General features: G+C 70.0%; 12 protein-coding genes and 4 tRNA genes. 10 read left to right on the top strand and 6 right to left on the bottom strand.

Going from position 1 to position 18,575, the window contains the following annotated elements; genetic code table 11:
• Positions 1 to 74: 74 nt before the first annotated feature.
• From ACGFZQ_RS41320 to ACGFZQ_RS41305, 4 genes are all read right to left on the bottom strand, one after another.
• Positions 75 to 3,200 carry an FG-GAP repeat domain-containing protein gene (locus ACGFZQ_RS41320; protein WP_393844736.1) on the bottom strand — a complete coding sequence of 1,042 codons (3,126 nt, stop codon included), beginning with the start codon at positions 3,198 to 3,200 and terminating at the stop codon, positions 75 to 77.
• Between the two features lie 209 nt (positions 3,201 to 3,409).
• Positions 3,410 to 5,596 carry a DEAD/DEAH box helicase gene (locus ACGFZQ_RS41315; RefSeq protein WP_393844735.1) on the bottom strand — a complete coding sequence of 729 codons (2,187 nt, stop codon included), beginning with the start codon at positions 5,594 to 5,596 and terminating at the stop codon, positions 3,410 to 3,412.
• A 402-nt stretch (positions 5,597 to 5,998) separates the two neighbouring features.
• A complete protein-coding gene (locus ACGFZQ_RS41310) occupies positions 5,999 to 6,523 on the bottom strand; it encodes a hypothetical protein (protein WP_393844734.1) in 525 nt (174 codons plus the stop codon).
• 137 nt (positions 6,524 to 6,660) lie between these two features.
• Positions 6,661 to 7,014: a metallopeptidase family protein gene (locus ACGFZQ_RS41305; RefSeq protein ID WP_351744451.1), complete on the bottom strand. Its 354-nt coding sequence runs from the start codon at positions 7,012 to 7,014 to the stop codon at positions 6,661 to 6,663.
• 105 nt (positions 7,015 to 7,119) lie between these two features.
• Between ACGFZQ_RS41305 and ACGFZQ_RS41300 the strand changes: the two genes are divergently transcribed.
• The 8 genes from ACGFZQ_RS41300 (at position 7,120) to ACGFZQ_RS41265 (ending at position 14,464) form a co-directional block, all read left to right on the top strand.
• A complete protein-coding gene (locus ACGFZQ_RS41300) occupies positions 7,120 to 8,658 on the top strand; it encodes a metallophosphoesterase (protein WP_393844733.1) in 1,539 nt (512 codons plus the stop codon).
• A gap of 80 nt (positions 8,659 to 8,738) precedes the next feature.
• Positions 8,739 to 8,811, top strand: a tRNA-Glu gene (locus ACGFZQ_RS41295).
• Positions 8,812 to 8,848: 37 nt separating this feature from the next.
• Positions 8,849 to 8,923, top strand: a tRNA-Asp gene (locus ACGFZQ_RS41290).
• Positions 8,924 to 8,947: 24 nt separating this feature from the next.
• A tRNA-Phe gene (locus tag ACGFZQ_RS41285) sits at positions 8,948 to 9,021 on the top strand.
• Positions 9,022 to 9,204: 183 nt separating this feature from the next.
• The gene (locus ACGFZQ_RS41280; RefSeq protein WP_393844732.1) at positions 9,205 to 9,531 is read left to right on the top strand and encodes a hypothetical protein; all 327 of its coding nucleotides are present in this window, start codon (positions 9,205 to 9,207) and stop codon (positions 9,529 to 9,531) included.
• Between the two features lie 296 nt (positions 9,532 to 9,827).
• Complete coding sequence (gene hrpA, locus ACGFZQ_RS41275; protein WP_393844731.1) at positions 9,828 to 13,796, top strand: ATP-dependent RNA helicase HrpA; 3,969 nt, start codon at positions 9,828 to 9,830, stop codon at positions 13,794 to 13,796.
• A gap of 93 nt (positions 13,797 to 13,889) precedes the next feature.
• Positions 13,890 to 13,964 (top strand) — tRNA-Asp (locus tag ACGFZQ_RS41270).
• 308 nt (positions 13,965 to 14,272) lie between these two features.
• Entirely contained in the window at positions 14,273 to 14,464 is a 192-nt protein-coding gene (locus tag ACGFZQ_RS41265) for a DUF6274 family protein (RefSeq protein ID WP_351744465.1), read from the top strand.
• A gap of 470 nt (positions 14,465 to 14,934) precedes the next feature.
• Here ACGFZQ_RS41265 and bldC read toward each other — a convergent pair whose 3' ends face one another.
• On the bottom strand, positions 14,935 to 15,141 hold the full coding sequence (gene bldC, locus ACGFZQ_RS41260) for a developmental transcriptional regulator BldC (protein ID WP_003949541.1): 207 nt from the start codon (positions 15,139 to 15,141) through the stop codon (positions 14,935 to 14,937).
• 643 nt (positions 15,142 to 15,784) lie between these two features.
• Entirely contained in the window at positions 15,785 to 16,627 is an 843-nt protein-coding gene (locus ACGFZQ_RS41255) for a hypothetical protein (RefSeq protein ID WP_393844730.1), read from the bottom strand.
• 277 nt (positions 16,628 to 16,904) lie between these two features.
• On the opposite strand from ACGFZQ_RS41255, the gene ACGFZQ_RS41250 reads away from it, so the two are divergent.
• Together ACGFZQ_RS41250 and ACGFZQ_RS41245 are read left to right on the top strand one after the other, a co-directional pair.
• Complete coding sequence (locus ACGFZQ_RS41250; protein WP_393844729.1) at positions 16,905 to 17,996, top strand: Leu/Phe/Val dehydrogenase; 1,092 nt, start codon at positions 16,905 to 16,907, stop codon at positions 17,994 to 17,996.
• Between the two features lie 300 nt (positions 17,997 to 18,296).
• Positions 18,297 to 18,557, top strand: a complete 261-nt coding sequence (locus tag ACGFZQ_RS41245; protein ID WP_351937593.1) for a DUF3073 domain-containing protein — start codon at positions 18,297 to 18,299, stop codon at positions 18,555 to 18,557.
• The last annotated feature ends 18 nt before the right edge of the window (positions 18,558 to 18,575 follow it).

The following is an 18,575-nucleotide window of genomic DNA, read 5'->3' as shown; positions in this document are numbered from 1 at the left end:
ATTCCCCCGCCAGGGGCGTGACATGCGTCACAGCATGGCTGAAAACACTCTGGAACCCCTTGGAAACAGGGTGCCTAGAAGAGTCCCTTGTAGCCCTGCCAGCCCGTCGCGATCTTCACCCGGGCCGCGAACGAACCCTTGCCGGTCCCGGTCTGCCGGTACAGGTTGCCCCCGGTGTCCCGCATGACCAGGTCGTTCTTGCCGTCCCCGGTGATGTCGCCGACGCCCACGACCGCGTTGTACGACGAGCCCCACCCGGTGGCGATCTTCACCCGGCCGCCGAAGCCGCCCTTGCCGGTGCCGTAGTACCGGTACAGGTTGTTCGCCTTGTCCTGCGCGACCAGGTCCCCGACCCCGTCGCCGTTCAGGTCCCCGGCGCCGACGACCTTCTTGTACGTCTTCCAGTTGCCGTACAGCTTCACGCGGGCGGAGAGCTTGCCCGTGCTCGTCGTCTTGTACAGGTACACCGCGCCGGTCGCGGAGTTGCGGGCGATCAGGTCGGGGCGGCCGTCCTTGTTCAGATCGCCGGGCGAGGTGAGGACGTCGTACTGGTTCCAGCCGCTCGTGCCGAGGCTCGTGTACGACGTCGACGGGGTGAGTGCGGCACCGCAGGCGGGCTTGTAGGCGCGCAGCGCGCCGCCTGGCGTGCGGACCAGCACGTCGTTGCAGCGGTCGTTGTTCAGGTCGCCGTACGGCACGGCCAGCGTCTTGGCCGACCAGCCCTTCCCGGAGACCGTCCCGGCGAAGCCGCCCTTGCCGGTGCCCTGTTGGAAGGCCAGCGTCGTCCCCGAGGAGTTGAGGGTGAGCAGGTCGCCGATGCCGTCCGAACCCACCTGGTCGTGCCGCACCGGGCTGCCGGTCCGGATCCGCACCGAACCGGTCGCCTGGAGCGCCCCGGTCCCGTCGGCCGGGGTGACGGACAGCGACCACTCGTACGTGCCGTTCGGCACCGGCACGTCCCCGGGGGCCGTCCGGTCCATGCCGAACCAGCCGACCTTCAGCTCACCGCGCGCCGACGCAGTGCTCTCCGCCGTGTCCACGACCCTCCCGGTCGCCTTGGAACGCACGGTCAGCCGCCACCCGGACGTCGGCTTCGAGAGCAGCAGGGTGGTCAGCGGGTCCGGTGTCGTGTCGATCGGCGTCGGATCGACCGAGGCCGCGTTCTGTGCGGGAGAGAGCAGCCGCAGGGGCTGCTGCGGCACCCCGGACGGTACGAGGTGGATCTGCTGCGCGCCGTCCACGTAGGCCGCGTTCGAACCGGACTCGTCGACGGTCCAGCGCACGTCCCGCTGCGAGACGCCCGTGTCGGGCAGGTCGCCGATGACCCGGCTGGCGGGAGTCCCGCCGGCGACGGTCGTCAGCACCAGCTTCCCGGCCGTCCTGTCGTGCGTGACGACGTACCCGTCCCCGAGCTTGGCCTCGTCGGCCGGGACGGGCACCGACTTCTTCGCCGTACGGTCGTAAACCCCGGCCGTCGTGCCACCGCAGTTCCAGTACAGGTAGCGGCCGTTCGCCTGGAGTTCGGTGGGTGCGCAGCCGCCGTTGTCGAGGGTGAGCGTCTCGGCGGTCTTCTTCGCCGCCAGGTCGTACGCGCTGACCTGCCCGTGGGCCGTGGCGCTCGCCGTCCAGAGCAGATCGCCGGAGAGGGCGGCGGCGCCGGGGGTGCGAGCGACCTTGGGGCCCGCGTAGTCGCCGATCTCGTAGACGTACTGCTGGGTGGCGGTGGCGTAGAGGACGTACTCGCCGGAGACGTCGGTGATCTGTCCGCCGACGGGGATGTCGTGTTCCCAGAGCGAGTTCCCGGGGCCGTGGGCCCGGAGCAGGTCGACTTCGGAATCGGCGCTGCCGCCGGCGCCGCGCTCCAGCCACACCGTCCGGCCCGCGGCCGTACCGAACAGCTGCGAACAGCCGACATCGGTCGTCGAGCAGATGCCCAGCAGCACGTCCGTGCCGTCGTAGTTCGAGCGCGCGCCGTACGTGGGCGTGCCGGTCGCGGCGACGGTACGGCCGAAGGTGTCGCGCCCCCCGGAGTAGCTCTCGTCCGCTTCCACCAGTCGCCCCTGGTCCAGCGACAGCCCCTGGATCGGGTACGGCGGCTTCGGCAGCGCCTTGACCAGGGTGACGGTCGGCTTGCCGTCGGCGCCTGCGGTGATGTGCTGGACCCCCCAGTCGTCGGCGCCGGTGCGGCCGACGACGACCGCCGTGCCGTCCTGGGCGACCGAGATCCCGCCGTTCGAGGCAGCAAGCAGGGTGACCGGGTCACCGCCCGCGATCGGCACGGCGGTGACCTGTCCCCGGCCCCCCGGCTGGTGGACAAGCCAGTCGCCGACGATCGCGACGCCCGTGGGAGACACCCCGGTGCTCACCGGGTTGTCCAGGGTGACCGCGACCGGGTCCGCCGTCAGGTCGGCGCGGGAGTACACGTACGCCGTGGTGGCGTTGCCCCCGGCGTAGGCGACGACGTGATCGGGCGAGAGCCGGACCGTGGTGCCGGTGCCCGAGGGCAGGGCGGACGTCCAGCTCACGACCTGGCCGCTCTTCGGATCGACCTGGGCCAGGCGCAGGGAACCGTCCAGCGTCGCCCGGAAGACGAACCCGTCCGCGTCTCCGCGCACCGGACCGCCGAGGACCATGCCCTCCGGCGCCCCGCCCACGGTCACCTCGTTCGTCATGCCGTCGGCGCCGGGGGTCAGCAGACGCTTGACCTTGCCGGTGGTGCCGTCCGCGTAGGTGACGTTCTGGTTGGTGGCGACCGTGGTGCCGAAGACGCCGTAGACCGACTGGTTCGAGGGCACCTGGACGGTGCTGGTGGTGCCGTCGACCGCGTTCCACAGGTCGATACGGCCGTCACCGTGGTGGTAGGCGAGGACATCGCTGCCGGTGCCGCCGTTGTAGAACGTGCTGCCGCCCATGGCCGTCGGCACGTCGAAGGACTCGCCGTCCGAGTACCGCGTCCAGACCGTTGCCGAGTGGCCCTCCAGCCGGTGGAAGACGCCCTGCGCCCCCGCGCCGTCACCACCGGCGGTGGAGTTGGTGTAGATGACGTTGGCCGTGAGGTTCGAACTGCGATAGGTGGCCGGTACGACCGTCTCCTGCGCGGTGTCGACCGCGACGGCGGTGCTCACCGGACCAAACGCGGTGACCAGCGCGGTGGACGCGGCGACGGCGACCGCCGCGGACACGAAGGCGTGACGCGCCAAGGTGAATCCTCCCCGTGGGAAAAGGAGGGACACTCGCCGCTCGGTTGCCCCGCCCCCGGCTGTCATGTCCCCCTCTGAAGTAGCTGATCTTACGGCCACTTCACAGGAGCACGGGGATCTGTTTCCGATCTCTTGTCCGGGCCCCGGAAACGGCTGAGCGCCGCGCCCCGGGAGGGACGCGGCGCTCAGCCGTGGTGCATCACAGAACGTCAGCCGTTGCGCTTCCAGCGCGGCTTGTCGTCGCGGCGGCCGAAGGAGCCGCCGGTGCCGGTGCCGGTGCCGCGGTGGTCGTCACGGCGGCCGTACGGGCGGTCGTGGCCGCCGCTGCGGAAGCCCGGACGGTCGTCGCGGTGGTCACGGTTGAAGGGACGGTCGCTGCCCCGGTGGCCGGACGGACGGTCGTCGCGGCGGAAGCCGCCACGGTCGCCGCCGTCACGACGGTCGTCCCGGCGGAAACCACCCGAGGGACGGTCATCGCGACGCTCGAAGGAACGGCCACGGTCGCCGTCACGACGGTCGTCACGGCGGTCGTCCCGACGGAAGCCACCGGAGGGACGCTCGTCACGACGCTCGAAGGAACGGCCACCACGGTCGTCGCGGCGGTCGTCACGGCGGAAGCCACCCGACGGACGGTCGTCGCGGCGGAAGCCGCCACGGTCGCCGCCATCACGGCGGTCGTCCCGACGGAAACCACCCGAGGGACGGTCATCGCGACGCTCGAAGGAACGGCCACCACGGTCGTCGCGGCGGTCGTCACGGCGGAAGCCACCCGACGGACGGTCGTCACGGCGGTCACGGCGCTCGTAGTTGCCCCGCTCGTCGCGCTGCTGACGCGGACGCTCGTACGAGGAGGACTCCTGACGGGCCGGCGCCTCGACGGCCGGCTGCTCCGCCACCTCGGCCTCGGCCTCGGTCACGGCAGCGGCCTCGGCCACCGCCGTCTCCGGGTCCTCGCCGCGCTCGCGGGCGGCACGGGCGACCAGACGGTCGGCCTCCTCGCGCAGCTCGGCCGCACGGCGGGTGGCCCGCTCCAGCTCCTTGGTGAGCTGGGTGACCTCGCGCTCGGCCTGCTGCGCCGCGTTGCCCGCGGACTCGGCCTGGACCTCGGTCATCGAACGGGCGCCGGTGATCTCGGCGACCTCGGGCTCGAAGGCCGTACCGGAGTTGATGATGTGACGGCCGGCGTCGACGCCCGCGTCCTCCATCAGCCGGAAGATCTGGCGGCGCTGGTGCGGCAGGGAGAGGGAGACGACGGTTCCCGTGCGGCCGGCGCGAGCGGTACGGCCCGCGCGGTGCAGGTAGTCCTTGTGGTCGCCGGCCGGGTCGACGTTCAGGACCAGGTCGATGCCGTCGACGTGGATGCCGCGGGCGGCGACGTCGGTGGCGACGAGCGCGTTGACGTAACCGTCCTTGAAGTCGGCCAGCGTCCGGGTGCGGGCGCCCTGGGTCATGCCGCCGTGCAGCGCGTCGGCCTTCACACCGGCGTCACGCAGCTGCTCGGCGATGCGGTCGGCGCCCAGCTGGGTGCGGACGAAGATGATCGTGCGGCCCTTGCGGGAGGCGATCGCGGCGGTGACCGGCGCCTTGTCCTTGGGCTTCACGATGAGGATGTGGTGGGACATCGTCGTGACGTTGCCCTGGGCGCTGTCGACCTCGTGGGTGACCGGGTCGGTCAGGTAGCGCTTGACCAGCGTGGAGATCTCGTTCTCCATCGTGGCCGAGAACAGCATGCGCTGGCCGCCGGCCGGGATCTGGTCGAGCAGCTCCGTGACCTCGGGCAGGAAGCCCAGGTCGGACATCTGGTCGGCCTCGTCGAGGACGGCGATCTGCACGTCTTCGAGGGAGCAGGCCCCGCGGTTGATGATGTCGCGGAGACGGCCGGGGGTGGCGACGAGGACGTCGACGCCGCGCTCCAGGGCGTAGATCTGGTTGCCCATGGACGTACCGCCGCAGACGACCTTCATCTTCAGGCCGAGGACGTCGCCGTACGGCTGGAGGGCGTCCGCGACCTGCATGGCCAGCTCACGGGTCGGGGTGAGGATGACGGCACGGGGCCGCTTCTTCTCGGTGCGGCCGCCGGCCAGCGTGGCCAGGGTGGGCAGACCGAAGGAGAGGGTCTTGCCGGAGCCGGTACGGCCACGGCCGAGGATGTCCTTGCCGGTCAGGGCGTCCGGGATGGTCGCGGCCTGGATCGGGAAGGGGCTGGTCACACCGTTCTGCGCGAGCTTGCGCACGACGCCCTCGGGGAGACCGAGGTCGGCGAAGGTGATCTGGGGGGTGTCGGTGGGGTCAGTGGTGTCGGTGGTGTCAGCGGTCTCCTCGGAGACCTGGGTCACCAGCTCGTTGTCCTCGTTGTTCTCGGGCACGACGAACTGATCAGTACTGGACACGGACATGCGAATGCGAAACCTTCCGGAGTCTCTTCGGCACGCGCCCGTCAACTCCGTGATTCGCTCACGACCGCCTCAATGCGGTCCGCCACGGCAAGGGAGAGTACGCGCCACACGGCGCGCTCTGCGGTGGCGCCGGGCAAATGGGATCAAACGATCTACCACCATACGCACCCAACCCCCCTCAAGGCAAACCACCCCCTAAACCCGCAGCTCACACCCCCTACCCCCCTTCCCACGCCGCCCAATTTTCTGCCCGCCGCAACGGCTCTCGGCCCCCACGGCGCTCTCCGGCGGTGCCGAACCACCGGTGCTCGTCGTGCCCGCGCCCCCCGTGCTCGTCGTGGCGAAGGCCGAGCCGTCGCTCGTCGTGGCGAACCCACCGTTGCGCTGAAGGCCGACGGGAACCTACGCCGGCGTCCCCGCCTCCGGCGCCGGTTCCCGTTGCACCAGCTGCGGCCCCGTGTCCTCGTGCGCCGAGGAGGACGGCTCGGCGGACGGCGGGTCCGTGACCGGCGGTGGCGGTGTCGGCGAGTCCGGCGGTGGCGTGGGGGAGGCCGCCGGCGGTGTGGGCGACGCCGGCGCCCCCGTCGGCCCGGCCGGCACCCCCGGCGCCGCACTCTGCCCCGGCTTCACCGGCACCGTCGGCCCCGCACTCGCACCCTTCGTCGGCTTGGCGGACGCCGACCCGGACTCCCCCGGCTTCGGCTTCCCCCCATGCCCCCGCTTCCCGTCGCCCACCGCACCGCCGTACCCCGCGCCGCCCGCACCGGACGCCCCGGAACCTCCGTCGGCCTCGTCACCGGCCCGGTGCCCGGCGGAGTGCGACGGCTTGGCCTTCCCCGCGTCGTCCCCGACGTTCACACAGCCGGCGGCGGCCGCGACGGCCATCACGGTGACGGCCAGACGGACGGGTACGTACAAGGGGCGCACGGCGGCCACCTCCGGGGGCGAAGAAAGGAGTCAACCTCCCCAACTCCCGCCGCCCACAAGAGGACACGCAACCGAGGCGTCACCCGCACCGGGGAATCACCCGCGCCCGAGGGCGCACGCCGGACCCGCCGCCCCCGTCACCCGTACCCGAGCGCATGCAGCCGCGCGTCGTCGATGCCGAAGTGATGGGCGATCTCGTGCACCACGGTCACCTCGGTCTCCGCGACGACCTCCTCGCGCGACGCGCACATCCGCAGTGTCGGCCCGCGGTAGATGGTGATCCGGTCCGGCAGCACGCCCGCGTACCACTCCCCGCGGTCGGTCAGCGGAGTCCCCTCGTAGAGCCCGAGCAGCTCGGGGTCGGACGGATCGTCGGGCTCGTCCTCGACGAACACCGCCACGTTGTCCATCAACCGGGTCAGCTCCGGCGGGATCCGGTCGAGCGACTCGGCGACCAGTTCCTCGAACTCCTCGCGCGTCATCTCCAGCACAGACCCATTGTCCGGTACGGAACGCCCGTGCGAGAGTCCCGAGCCCCCGACATACGGGCGGCACACCGTCGCATACGCGCCCGCAATCCTGGGCATACGGCACCAATGGTCCGAGCCCGTGCCCATGCCCGCCTGCCCGATCTGGAACTCGCCCCCGACGCGCACGCACCGCCCGTCTGGATCCGCGTCCTCGGCCTGATAACCGTCGTGCTCGTCGGCGCCTGGCTCGGCCTGCTGGTCGTCGGGAACGTCCGGGCCCAGGTCGGCCCGATGGACACGACGATGACCCTGCGCCCGTCCCTGCACGGCGGCACGAAGATCAACGTCTCGCCGCTGGGCGCCCTCTACCTGGACACCCACACCGCCCCCGTCCGTCTGGACGTCAACGTCGACCAGCTCGACCCGGTCCGCTCCCAGGCGCTGGTAGACCACCCCGAGCGCCTCTCCGGCCTCCAGGACGAGGTCGCCCAGGACGTCGCGCACGGCACCCTCGACGTGGCCGTACGCTCCTGCGCGGCCGTCGTCTCCGGCGCCACCGCCCTCGGCCTCGCCGTCTACCGCCGCCCCCGCCGCGCCCTGACCGCCGGCGGCCTCGCCCTCGCCCTGCTGGCCGGCTCCGGCGTGACCGCGTACGCCACCTGGAACCCCGAGTCGGTCCTGGAACCGAGGTTCTCCGGCCTGCTCTCCTCCGCCCCCGCCCTGGTCGGCAACGCGCGCAGCATCGTCACCGAATTCGACGTCTACCAGAAGGAGTTGGCGCGACTGGTGACCAATGTGACGAAGCTGTACGACGCCACCTCCACGCTCCCCGCCTACACGCCGGACCCGACCACCCTGCGCGTCCTGCACGTCTCCGACATCCATCTCAACCCGGCGAGCTGGAAGATCATCGCCTCGCTGGTGGAGCAGTACAAGGTGAACGTGATCGTCGACTCCGGCGACACCATGGACCACGGCACAGCGGCCGAGAACGGCTTCCTGGACCCGATCGCCGATCTGGGCGTGCCGTACGTCTGGGTCCGGGGCAACCACGACTCGGGCATCACCCAGCGCTATCTGTCCCGGATGAAGAACGTGCACGTCCTGGACGACGGCCGAGCCGAGACGATCGCCGGGCTGCGCTTCGCCGGGATCGGCGATCCCCAGTTCACGCCCGACCGCTCGGGCGTGCCGGGCGGGGACGCGGCCGAGGAACAGGCCGGGGACCGTCTGGCCACGGCCCTGCGGGAGCAGCGGGCGGCCGACACCCCGGCGGATGTGGCCATCGTCCATGAACCGACGGCCGCCCGGATGACGGACGGCGAGGTGCCCCTGGTCCTGGCGGGCCATCTCCATCACGAGCAGAGCGAGATCCTGCCGCACGGCACCCGCCTTCGGGTGGAGGGCTCCACGGGCGGCAGCGGTCTGCGCGCGGTCGAGGGCAGGTATCCGGACCCCATCGAGGCCTCGATTCTCTACTTCGACCGCGACACCCGCCGGCTCCAGGCCTGGGACGAGATCAGACTGGGCGGTCTGGGCGAGACGACGGCCGAGGTCAGCCGCCACCTACCGGAAGACGCGTTGCCGGGAGCCACCCCCTCCCCCTCGGAGAGCCCGTCACCCTCAGGAGGCACGCCGGAAACGCCGTCGCCCTCGGGGTCGTAAACCGTTTTGGCGATACTCCCCGCCATCCCATATGCTTCTCACGTCCCCGACGCGCTGAGAAGCGCCCAGGCGGGCCGATAGCCCTCATCGTCTAGCGGCCTAGGACGCCGCCCTTTCAAGGCGGTAGCACGGGTTCGAATCCCGTTGGGGGCACGCAAGATCGTGTGCGACACTGTTGCACGCAGAGCTTGGTCCTGTGGAGCAGTTTGGAGTGCTCGCCACCCTGTCAAGGTGGAGGCCGCGGGTTCAAATCCCGTCAGGACCGCTGGGGTTTCACGTGAAACCTCGTGGCTGGGTAGCTCAGTTGGTACGAGCGATCGCCTGAAAAGCGATAGGTCGCCGGTTCGACCCCGGCCCCAGCCACAACAGACAGCCCCTCCGGCATACCGGAGGGGCTGTTTTCATGCTCCATGCCTTTCATGCCCCACGGCCTCGCCGATCCGGTGCTCGCCGAGGTCCTGACCGGCGGGCTGACCCGATCTCCTTGGCGGCAGGGCCGCTCGGCGCTAGGTTCTGGCGGGTCGACACGTCATCAGGGTGGGGAAGATGAGCCGGGACCAGGACATACAGCTGGAGAAGGACCGCGCGAGATACGGCCTGCTCGCCGTCGTCATCAGCAACCTCTCGATCGCCCTGGTCGCGGTCTTCGGAGTCTGGCGGCTGAGCGGCGACACCTCGGTGATCATCGGCGTGCTCTCCGCCGCCTTCACCGCCGTGAGCAGCATGACCACGGCATACCTGGGCATCAAGGCGGTGTCCAACACGGCGAAGTCGATGGCCGCCGCCGCGTCCCCCGCCGCCCACACCACCCCACCGACTCCGACCACCCCCACCACCACCGCGCCTGCCGCTCCCACTCAGCGCGCCCAGTAGCCGCCCGCCGGCACCCGGAACCACCCGCGGCCGAAGCCGTCCCGCCGACTCCGGCCGCGCCCGCCACCACCGCTCCCACACACCGCGCCCAGCACCCGGCCACAGGCAGCCCCCAACCACCCGACTCCACCCCAACCGCGGCCCCGCCGCCCCGGCGCCGGCCCCGCCGAGGCCCCCTCCGCCGCCACCCCGCCCGCCCGGCAGGGCCGGTGGAGCCGGTGGGTCAACCCCGGCCGAACCGCCGGAGGCAAAAGCGTTCGCCACGGATTTGCCCGAGGTGAGATCCTGGACCGCGTATGTCTACGCACCCCGCCCCCGCCCTCGGCGCTCTCACCCCCCGCCTGACCGAGCTCTCGCTGCGCGACGCGCACCGGCTCGGGCGCAGGCTGGAAGGCGCACGCAAGATCCGTAAACCGGAGGCCCGGGCCGCCGTCCTCGCGGAGGTCGAGGCCGAGGTGGCCAGGGCCGAGGAACGGATGGCCGGCCGACGCGCCGTCGTGCCCGCCGTGTCGTACCCCGAGCAGCTGCCCGTCAGTCAGAAGAAGGACGAGATCGCGAAGGCGATACGCGATCACCAGGTCGTGATCGTGGCCGGCGAGACCGGGTCCGGGAAGACCACGCAGATCCCGAAGATCTGTCTGGAGCTCGGGCGCGGTGTCCGGGGAATGATCGGGCACACCCAGCCCCGCCGGATCGCCGCCCGCACCGTCGCCGAGCGGGTCGCCGAGGAGCTGCGCACGCCCCTCGGGGAGGCCGTCGGCTGGAAGGTCCGCTTCACCGACCAGGTGAACCCGGACGCCACCTTCGTCAAGCTGATGACGGACGGCATCCTGCTCGCCGAGATCCAGACCGACCGCGAGCTGCGTGCCTACGACACGATCATCATCGACGAGGCCCACGAGCGGTCCCTCAACATCGACTTCCTGCTCGGCTATCTGGCCCAGCTGCTGCCCAAGCGGCCGGACCTGAAGGTGGTCATCACCTCCGCGACCATCGACCCCGAGCGGTTCTCCCGGCACTTCGGGGACGCCCCGATCGTCGAGGTCAGCGGCCGGACGTACCCCGTGGAGGTGCGCTACCGGCCGCTCCTCGAAGAGGACGCCGAGGACGCCGACCGCGACCAGATCACCGCGATCTGCGACGCGGTCGAGGAGCTCCAGGCCGAGGGCAAGGGCGACATCCTCGTCTTCCTCTCCGGAGAGCGCGAGATCCGGGACACCGCGGACGCGCTGGAGAAGAAGAACTACCGGTTCACCGAGGTACTGCCGCTGTACGCCCGGCTCTCGCACGCCGAGCAGCACCGCGTCTTCCAGCCGCACACCGGTCGCAGGATCGTTCTGGCGACCAACGTCGCCGAGACCTCGCTGACCGTCCCGGGCATCAAGTACGTCATCGACCCCGGTTTCGCCCGGATCAGCCGCTACAGCCACCGCACCAAGGTGCAGCGGTTGCCCATCGAGCCGATCAGCCAGGCCAGCGCCAACCAGCGCAAGGGCCGCTGCGGCCGTACCAGCGACGGTGTCTGCATCCGGCTCTACGACGAGGACGACTTCCTCGCCCGCCCGGAGTTCACCGACGCGGAGATCCTCCGGACCAACCTCGCCTCCGTCATCCTGCAGATGACCGCGGCCGGCCTCGGCGACATCGAGAAGTTCCCCTTCATCGACCCGCCGGACCACCGCAACATCCGCGACGGTGTGCAGCTGCTCCAGGAGCTGGGCGCGATCGACCCGGCCGAGAAGGACGCCCGCAAGCGGCTCACCGACACCGGCCGCAAGCTCGCCCAGCTGCCCGTCGACCCGCGCCTCGCGCGCATGGTCCTGGAGGCCGACAAGAACGGCTGTGTCCGCGAGGTCATGGTCATCGCCGCCGCGCTCTCCATCCAGGACCCGCGCGAACGCCCGGCCGACAAGCAGACCCAGGCCGACCAGCAGCACGCCCGCTTCCGCGACGAGACCAGCGACTTCCTGGCCTTCCTCAACCTGTGGAGGTACGTCCGCGAGCAGCAGCGCGAACGCGGCTCGTCCTCCTTCCGGCGCATGTGCAAGCAGGAGTACCTGAACTTCCTGCGCATCCGGGAGTGGCAGGACATCTACACCCAGCTGCGTACGGTCGCCAAGCAGATGGGCATCCACCTCAACGAGGAGGACGCCCCCGGCGACCGCGTCCATGTCTCGCTGCTCGCCGGTCTGCTGTCCCACATCGGCATGAAGGACGTGAAGAACGCCGGGGGGGAGGGTGGGAAAAACACAGCGAAGAACGAGTACCTCGGCGCCCGCAGCGCCAAGTTCGCGATCTTCCCCGGCTCGGCGCTCTTCAAAAAGACTCCCCGGTTTGTGATGTCGGCCGAGCTGGTGGAGACCTCGCGCCTCTGGGCCCGGGTCAACGCCAAGATCGAGCCCGAGTGGGTGGAACCCCTCGCCGAGCATCTCCTCAAGCGGACGTACAGCGAACCGCACTGGGAGAAGGACCAGGCGGCCGTGCTGGCGTTCGAGAAGGTCACGCTGTACGGCGTGCCGATCGTCGCCCAGCGGAAGGTCAACTACGGCCGGATCGACCCGGAGACCAGCCGCGAGCTTTTCATTCGCAACGCACTGGTCGAGGGCGACTGGCGGACCCACCACAAGTTCTTCGCCGACAACCGCAGGCTGCTGAGCGAGGTCGAGGAGCTGGAGCACCGGGCCCGGCGCCGGGACATCGTCGTGGACGACGACACGCTCTTCGACTTCTACGACCAACGGGTGCCCGAACACGTCGTCTCCGGCGCCCACTTCGACTCCTGGTGGAAACACAAGCGGCACGAGCAGCCGGAGTTCCTCGACTTCGAGCGGGAGATGCTGATCCGGGAGTCGGCGGAGGCGGTCACCAAGGCCGACTACCCGGACTCCTGGCGGCAGGGGCAGCTCAAGTTCCGGGTGACGTACCAGTTCGAGCCGGGCGCGGACGCCGACGGTGTGACCCTCCACATCCCGCTCCAGGTCCTCAACCAGGTCCGGGACGAGGGCTTCGACTGGCAGATCCCGGGCCTCAGGGAAGAGGTCGTCACGGAGCTGATCCGGTCCCTGCCCAAGCCGATCCGCCGCAACTACGTCCCGGCACCGAACTTCGCCAAGCGCTTCCTGAACGCGGCGGTCCCTCTCCAGGAGCCCCTCACCACGACCATGGCCCGCGAGCTGAAGCGGATGGTCGGGGTGCCCTTCGAGGCCGAGGACTTCGACTGGGCGAAGCTCCCGGACCACCTGAAGATCACCTTCCGGATCGTCGACGAGCGGCGCCGGAAGCTGGCCGAGGACAAGGACCTGGAGGCGCTGAAGCTCCGGCTGAAGCCGAAGGCCCGTCAGGCCATCTCGCAGGCCGCCGCGGCCACCGCGGAGCGCGAGGGCGGCGAGTCGCTGGAGCGCAAGGGGCTCACGGACTGGTCGATCGGCGCGCTCACGCGCGTCTTCGAGACCCGTCGGGCCGGCCAGCCGGTGAAGGCGTACCCGGCGCTCGTCGACGACGGTGACACGGTCTCGGTCCGCCTCTTCGACACCGAGGAGGAGCAGGCCGAGGCGATGTGGAAGGGCACGCGCAGGCTGATCCTCCGCAACATCCCGGTCAACCCCGCGAAGTTCGCCTCGGAGAAGCTCACCAACGCGCAGAAGCTGGCGCTGTCCGCCAGCCCGCACGGCACGATCCAGGCCCTGTTCGACGACTGCGCGATGGCGGCGGCGGACAAGCTGATCGGCGACTTCGGGGGGCCGGTGTGGGACGAGGAGTCGTACCGGAAGCTGTACGACAAGGTGCGCGCGGAGATCGTCGACACGACGGTCCGAACGGTCGGGCAGGTGCAGCAGGTGCTGGCCGCCTGGCAGGCCTGTGAGCGCCGCCTGAAGGCCGCCCGGAGCCCCGCGCTGCTGGCAAACCTGACGGACGTCCGCAAGCAGCTGGACGCCCTGGTGAAGCCGGGCTTCGTGACGTGGGCCGGTATACGACGGCTTCCCGACCTGATGCGCTATCTGGTGGCCGCCGACCGGCGCCTGCAGCAGATGCCGGCCAACGTCCAGCGGGACAACACCCGGATGGAGAAGGTCCACGAGATGCAGGACGAGTACGCCTGGCTCCTGGAGCAGCTCCCCCAGGGACGGCCGGTGCCGCAGCAGGTGCTGGACATCCGCTGGATGCTGGAGGAGCTGCGGGTCAGCTACTTCGCGCACGCGCTGGGCACGGCGTACCCGATCTCCGACAAGCGGATCGTGAAGGCGATCGACTCCGCGGTACCGTAACCGACCAGGCACGCTGCGTGAGTTCGACCAGGACCCTCACCCTCCTGTACAGTCCTTCTCGCAGCACAGCGCAGACAAAGTGCCGCAAAACCTGGTCCTGTGGAGCAGTTTGGAGTGCTCGCCACCCTGTCAAGGTGGAGGCCGCGGGTTCAAATCCCGTCAGGACCGCACAACGCTGAGGCCCGCGCCCCCTAGGGGACGCGGGCCTCTCGCATGTCACGACAAACCCCGTCAGGACCGCACAACGAAAAGGCCCGCGTCCGAGGGAGGCGGGCCCTTTCCGCGCCCCACGGCCCCCAGGGGGCACGTCCGCCGCCGCCGCAACGGCCAGCCGGCATGACAGTGCCGGGCCCGTGGGCGCCGGGCCGGCCGGCTGGTGGCCGGGCAGCATGGGTCGGCTCTTGACGGGGTCACATTCGGTCGGTACCCAGAAGACAGGGCTCGCTTCCCCTCGGCTCCCCTTCTGGAGGTGGCGTATGGCGGCTTCGGTGCGGCATGAGACGCGAGCCCTGCTGCGGGCCCATCTGGCGGCCGCCTCGTCGTACCGGCATGTGACCCGTCACTGCCCGGTCTGCCGTCGGCTGCTGCGGCTGGCCATGGACTCCGCCCCGTACTCCACAGAGGCCCCCGAGGACGCCGCGGAGGACGAAGGTCCCGTCGGCGCGTGAGCGGCGCCGGGCCCAACGGCCGTTCCTCCGTGGGGCGATGGAGCCTCCGGCCCCATTAGCGCACCCGCCCCAGTACAAACAACCCGTGCGGTATGTGACGGGAGTCACCGCATAAGTTCCTGAAACAACGGTACTTACACCCCTCCTACAACAAGTCAATTTAATATGTGCAATTGCACCACCCTGAGACGCCTCCCGCGACCCGGATCCGACAGGCCTCCCCAGACTCCGACAAGGCTGCTCACAGAGCCGTCGGCCATGATCGATCAAGCCCCATGGACGCACAAAAAAGATCGCGCTGGACCCGGCGGAGTCCAGCGCGATCTACGACGCACCCTGTGTCGCTGCCTGAGAAGTTCTGTCGGCTTGGGCGTGGGTCCCGTTGGGGCAGGTCCCGCGTCGCTCGGAGCTAGGGTTTCGGGCTTTTCGGCCAGTTGGGGGACCGGTCGGTTTGCCCGCTATTCAGTTGGTCAGGCCTCGCTGCGCTGCTGCGGAATGCCCGCCAGCAGAGCGCGGACCTCAGCCTCGCGGTAGCGTCGGTGTCCGCCCAGCGTGCGGATCGACGTGAGCTTGCCGGCCTTCGCCCACCGCGTGACCGTCTTGGGGTCGACACGGAACATGGTGGCGACCTCAGCCGGGGTCAGCAGCGGCTCGGCATCAGGGGTGCGAGCGGTCATGAGCGGCCTCCTCGGGAGAACCGAACCTTCTCGGTTCTTTCCTCTAAATTCTGCACCTTGACCCGCGTTGCCCGAAATGGCGGACGCGAGTCGAGTCGGTTATAGGACGAACGGCTTGTCCTCGGCACTACAACTACACCATCCGTCCAGCCGCGTCGGCCAAACCGATGGAATTGCCCTCCCAGGTAGTCATCAGCCGCGGAAGCCGATGGACCATGCCATAGCGGACAGTCACGCCACTGTGACGATCAGTCACATGGCGATCAGGAGTCGTCAGACCCCCCAAAGCAAGTGCAATGCTGAGATACCGCCCACAGTGCACCACAAGTGGACGGAAGGAGCCCTCCCCGGACTCCTTGTCCTATTTTGGCACGAGGAGTGGCAAGAGGCGCAAGAGCCGTGTAAGTGCGGTCCGTCACCCTTGACGCAAAAGCCCGGATCGGGACCAACGTCCCGTGCGTTCACTGAAGTGCCGTCAACGTACGTTGTTTCATGGCATCTGGGCCGTGACGTACATCACTCAGCACTCATACGTCACCGAGGTGTCATCCGACTGTCACACCATCACATGACCTGACACTCAGTACGGAGCAGTCGGCATCAGTGCTCAGACCGGTGCTCAGACCGATGCTCAGACCGGTGCTCAGTTCGCGGACCGCCGGTCCCGCACCGCCCGCCACCGCTCCACCAGCCGCCCGTACGCCTCCCCGGCCGCGGCCCCGTCACCCTGGCGCAGCGCCTCGATGCCGGCCGCCACGTCGGCCGCCGAATGGTCGTCCTCCAGGTCACCGGCCGGCAGGGCGTGCACCAGGCCGCCGTAGTCCAGCTCGACCAGCGACCGCGGATGGAACTCCTCCAGCCAGCGGCCGACGTCCACCAGGCCGTCGATCAGCGGCCCTTCCTCGATGGCGTCCTTGAGCGTGCGCAGCGCCCGGGCCACCCGGCGCCGGGCCTGCACCATCGGCGTGCGGTAGCGCAGCATCGGCGGGATCTCGCCGGTGCCCTTCTCGTACCGGCGCTCCTCGTCGGAGACCAGCACGAACCAGTTCAGCGGCACCTGCCAGGTCGCGGTACGGATCCAGGGCCGGGAGTCGGGGTTGCGGACCAGCCACCGCTCGTAGTCCATCGTGGCCTGCCGGCGGACCACCGGGGGCAGCATCGCGTCCAGGACCGTGTTCGGCAGTTCGTCGGACAGCTCCTGCAGGGCCTGCCAGCCGCGCAGCCGGGTCCGCCACGGGCATACGCACACGACACCGTCGACTTCCAGGACGAAGGCGTCGGCGCTCTCCTGCACCGGCACCGGGATCGGCGGAGTGGGCAGCAAGTCGGCCAGCGCGCGCCGGAGTTCGTCCTGGTAGGAGGGCCGGTCGGAGCGGCGGGCGTAGCGCGTCCAGTAGCCGCGCTCGGGCTCCGGGAAGGCGGCCAGCGGCTCGTACACACGCAAGTAGGTCGCGTAGGGGACGACCACCGAGGACACCTTGGGCACGCCTGCTCCCTCCCCATCGGACCGGGCTCGAAACCAGCGGAACCCACAGTGCGGTCAGCCGTGGTCAGCCGCGAAAACCACAGCAAATCGTCCCACGCTCATACGTGCACTCACGACGCGGGAGAGTGATCCTGAACACGGCGCGGATGGTGGCCGGGCAATAGCTCTACGCTCATGCCAAGCTCCCGCCACCCTCCCCCACTGGCCAAAAGCCGTGGGGGGACCCCCAGGGAGCCCCCGTCTCCACCCGCCGCGAACACAACCGGGAGTCACCACAGTGACCGACGTTTCCACCGGCGTCCTGCACACCCTGTTCCACTCGGACCAGGGCGGTCACGAGCAGGTCGTGCTCTGCCAGGACCGCAAGAGCGGCCTCAAGGCCGTCATCGCCATCCACTCCACCGCGCTGGGCCCCGCCCTCGGCGGCACCCGCTTCTACCCGTACGCGAACGAGGAGGAGGCCGTCGCCGACGCCCTCAACCTCGCGCGCGGGATGTCGTACAAGAACGCCATGGCCGGTCTGGACCACGGCGGCGGCAAAGCCGTGATCATCGGGCACCCCGAGCGTGACAAGACCGAGGAGCTGCTGCTCGCCTACGGGCGGTTCGTGGCCTCGCTCGGCGGCCGGTACGTCACCGCCTGCGATGTCGGCACCTATGTCGCCGACATGGACGTCGTGGCCCGCGAGTGCCGCTGGACCACCGGCCGTTCCCCGGAGAACGGCGGCGCCGGCGACTCCTCCGTGCTCACCGCGTACGGCGTCTACCAGGGCATGCGGGCCAGCGCCCAGCACCTGTGGGGCGACCCCTCGCTGCGCGGCCGCACCGTCGGCATCGCGGGCGTCGGCAAGGTCGGCCACCACCTGGTGGAGCACCTGCTGGAGGAGGGCGCCCGGGTGGTGATCACCGACGTGCGCCGGGAGGCCGTCGGCCGGATCTCCGACCGGCACTCCCAGGTCCAGGTCGCCGCCGACACCGAAGCGCTGATCCGCGTCGAGGGCCTCGACATCTACGCCCCCTGCGCCCTCGGCGGCGCCCTCAGCGACGCGTCGGTGCCGGCGCTGACCGCCAAGGTGGTGTGCGGGGCGGCCAACAACCAGCTCGCCCACCCCGGCGTCGAGAAGGACCTCGCCGACCGCGGGATCCTCTACGCGCCGGACTACGTGGTGAACGCCGGCGGGGTCATCCAGGTCGCCGACGAGCTGCACGGGTTCGACTTCGACCGGTGCAAGGCCAAGGCGGCGAAGATCTTCGACACCACGCTGGCCATATTCGCTCGTGCGAAGGACGACGGAATTCCGCCTGCCGCGGCGGCCGACCGGATCGCCGAACAGCGGATGCACGAAGCGGCAACGGCGGGTGGACGCTGACCGAACGCCGGGTTTCCGCACGGATTTCCGGTACCCGCCGGCGGACAGTTGGAGAGAACTCTCACGTTCGTCGGCGGGTCGCCCGCCAGGAAGTGGTTAAAATCGTCGTTGACCAGCGGGGACAGGGCGCCTCGCGGGTCGTGCAGCCAGGCGCGTGGTGCGGGCGACGTACCGTATGGGCGCGGGCTCAGGTACCGTGGAAGCCCTACGGACCGGTCTCTCCGAGGAGAGCCCGTTCCGGATCATGAACGCGTGTCAGACTCTGGGGCCGTCGAGCCCCGTCACCGAGGGGGTCGAGCCATGGGGCGCGGCCGGGCCAAGGCCAAGCAGACGAAGGTCGCCCGCCAGCTGAAGTACAACAGCGGTGGGACTGACCTGTCACGTCTGGCCAGCGAGCTGGGCGCTTCGACTTCGAGCCAGCCGCCGAATGGCGAGCCGTTCGAGGACGACGACGAGGACGACGACCCGTACGCCCAGTACGCGGATCTCTACAACGACGATGACGACGAGGACGAGGACGACCAGTCCGGTCCCCAGTCTCAACATCGTCGCGGTGCGTAATGCCCGCGGCTGCTTAGC

Origin of the sequence: Streptomyces sp. NPDC048254 (genome assembly GCF_043201895.1) — a bacterium.
GTDB lineage: Bacteria > Actinomycetota > Actinomycetes > Streptomycetales > Streptomycetaceae > Streptomyces.
This window is presented reverse-complemented; position numbering and strand designations above follow the sequence as displayed.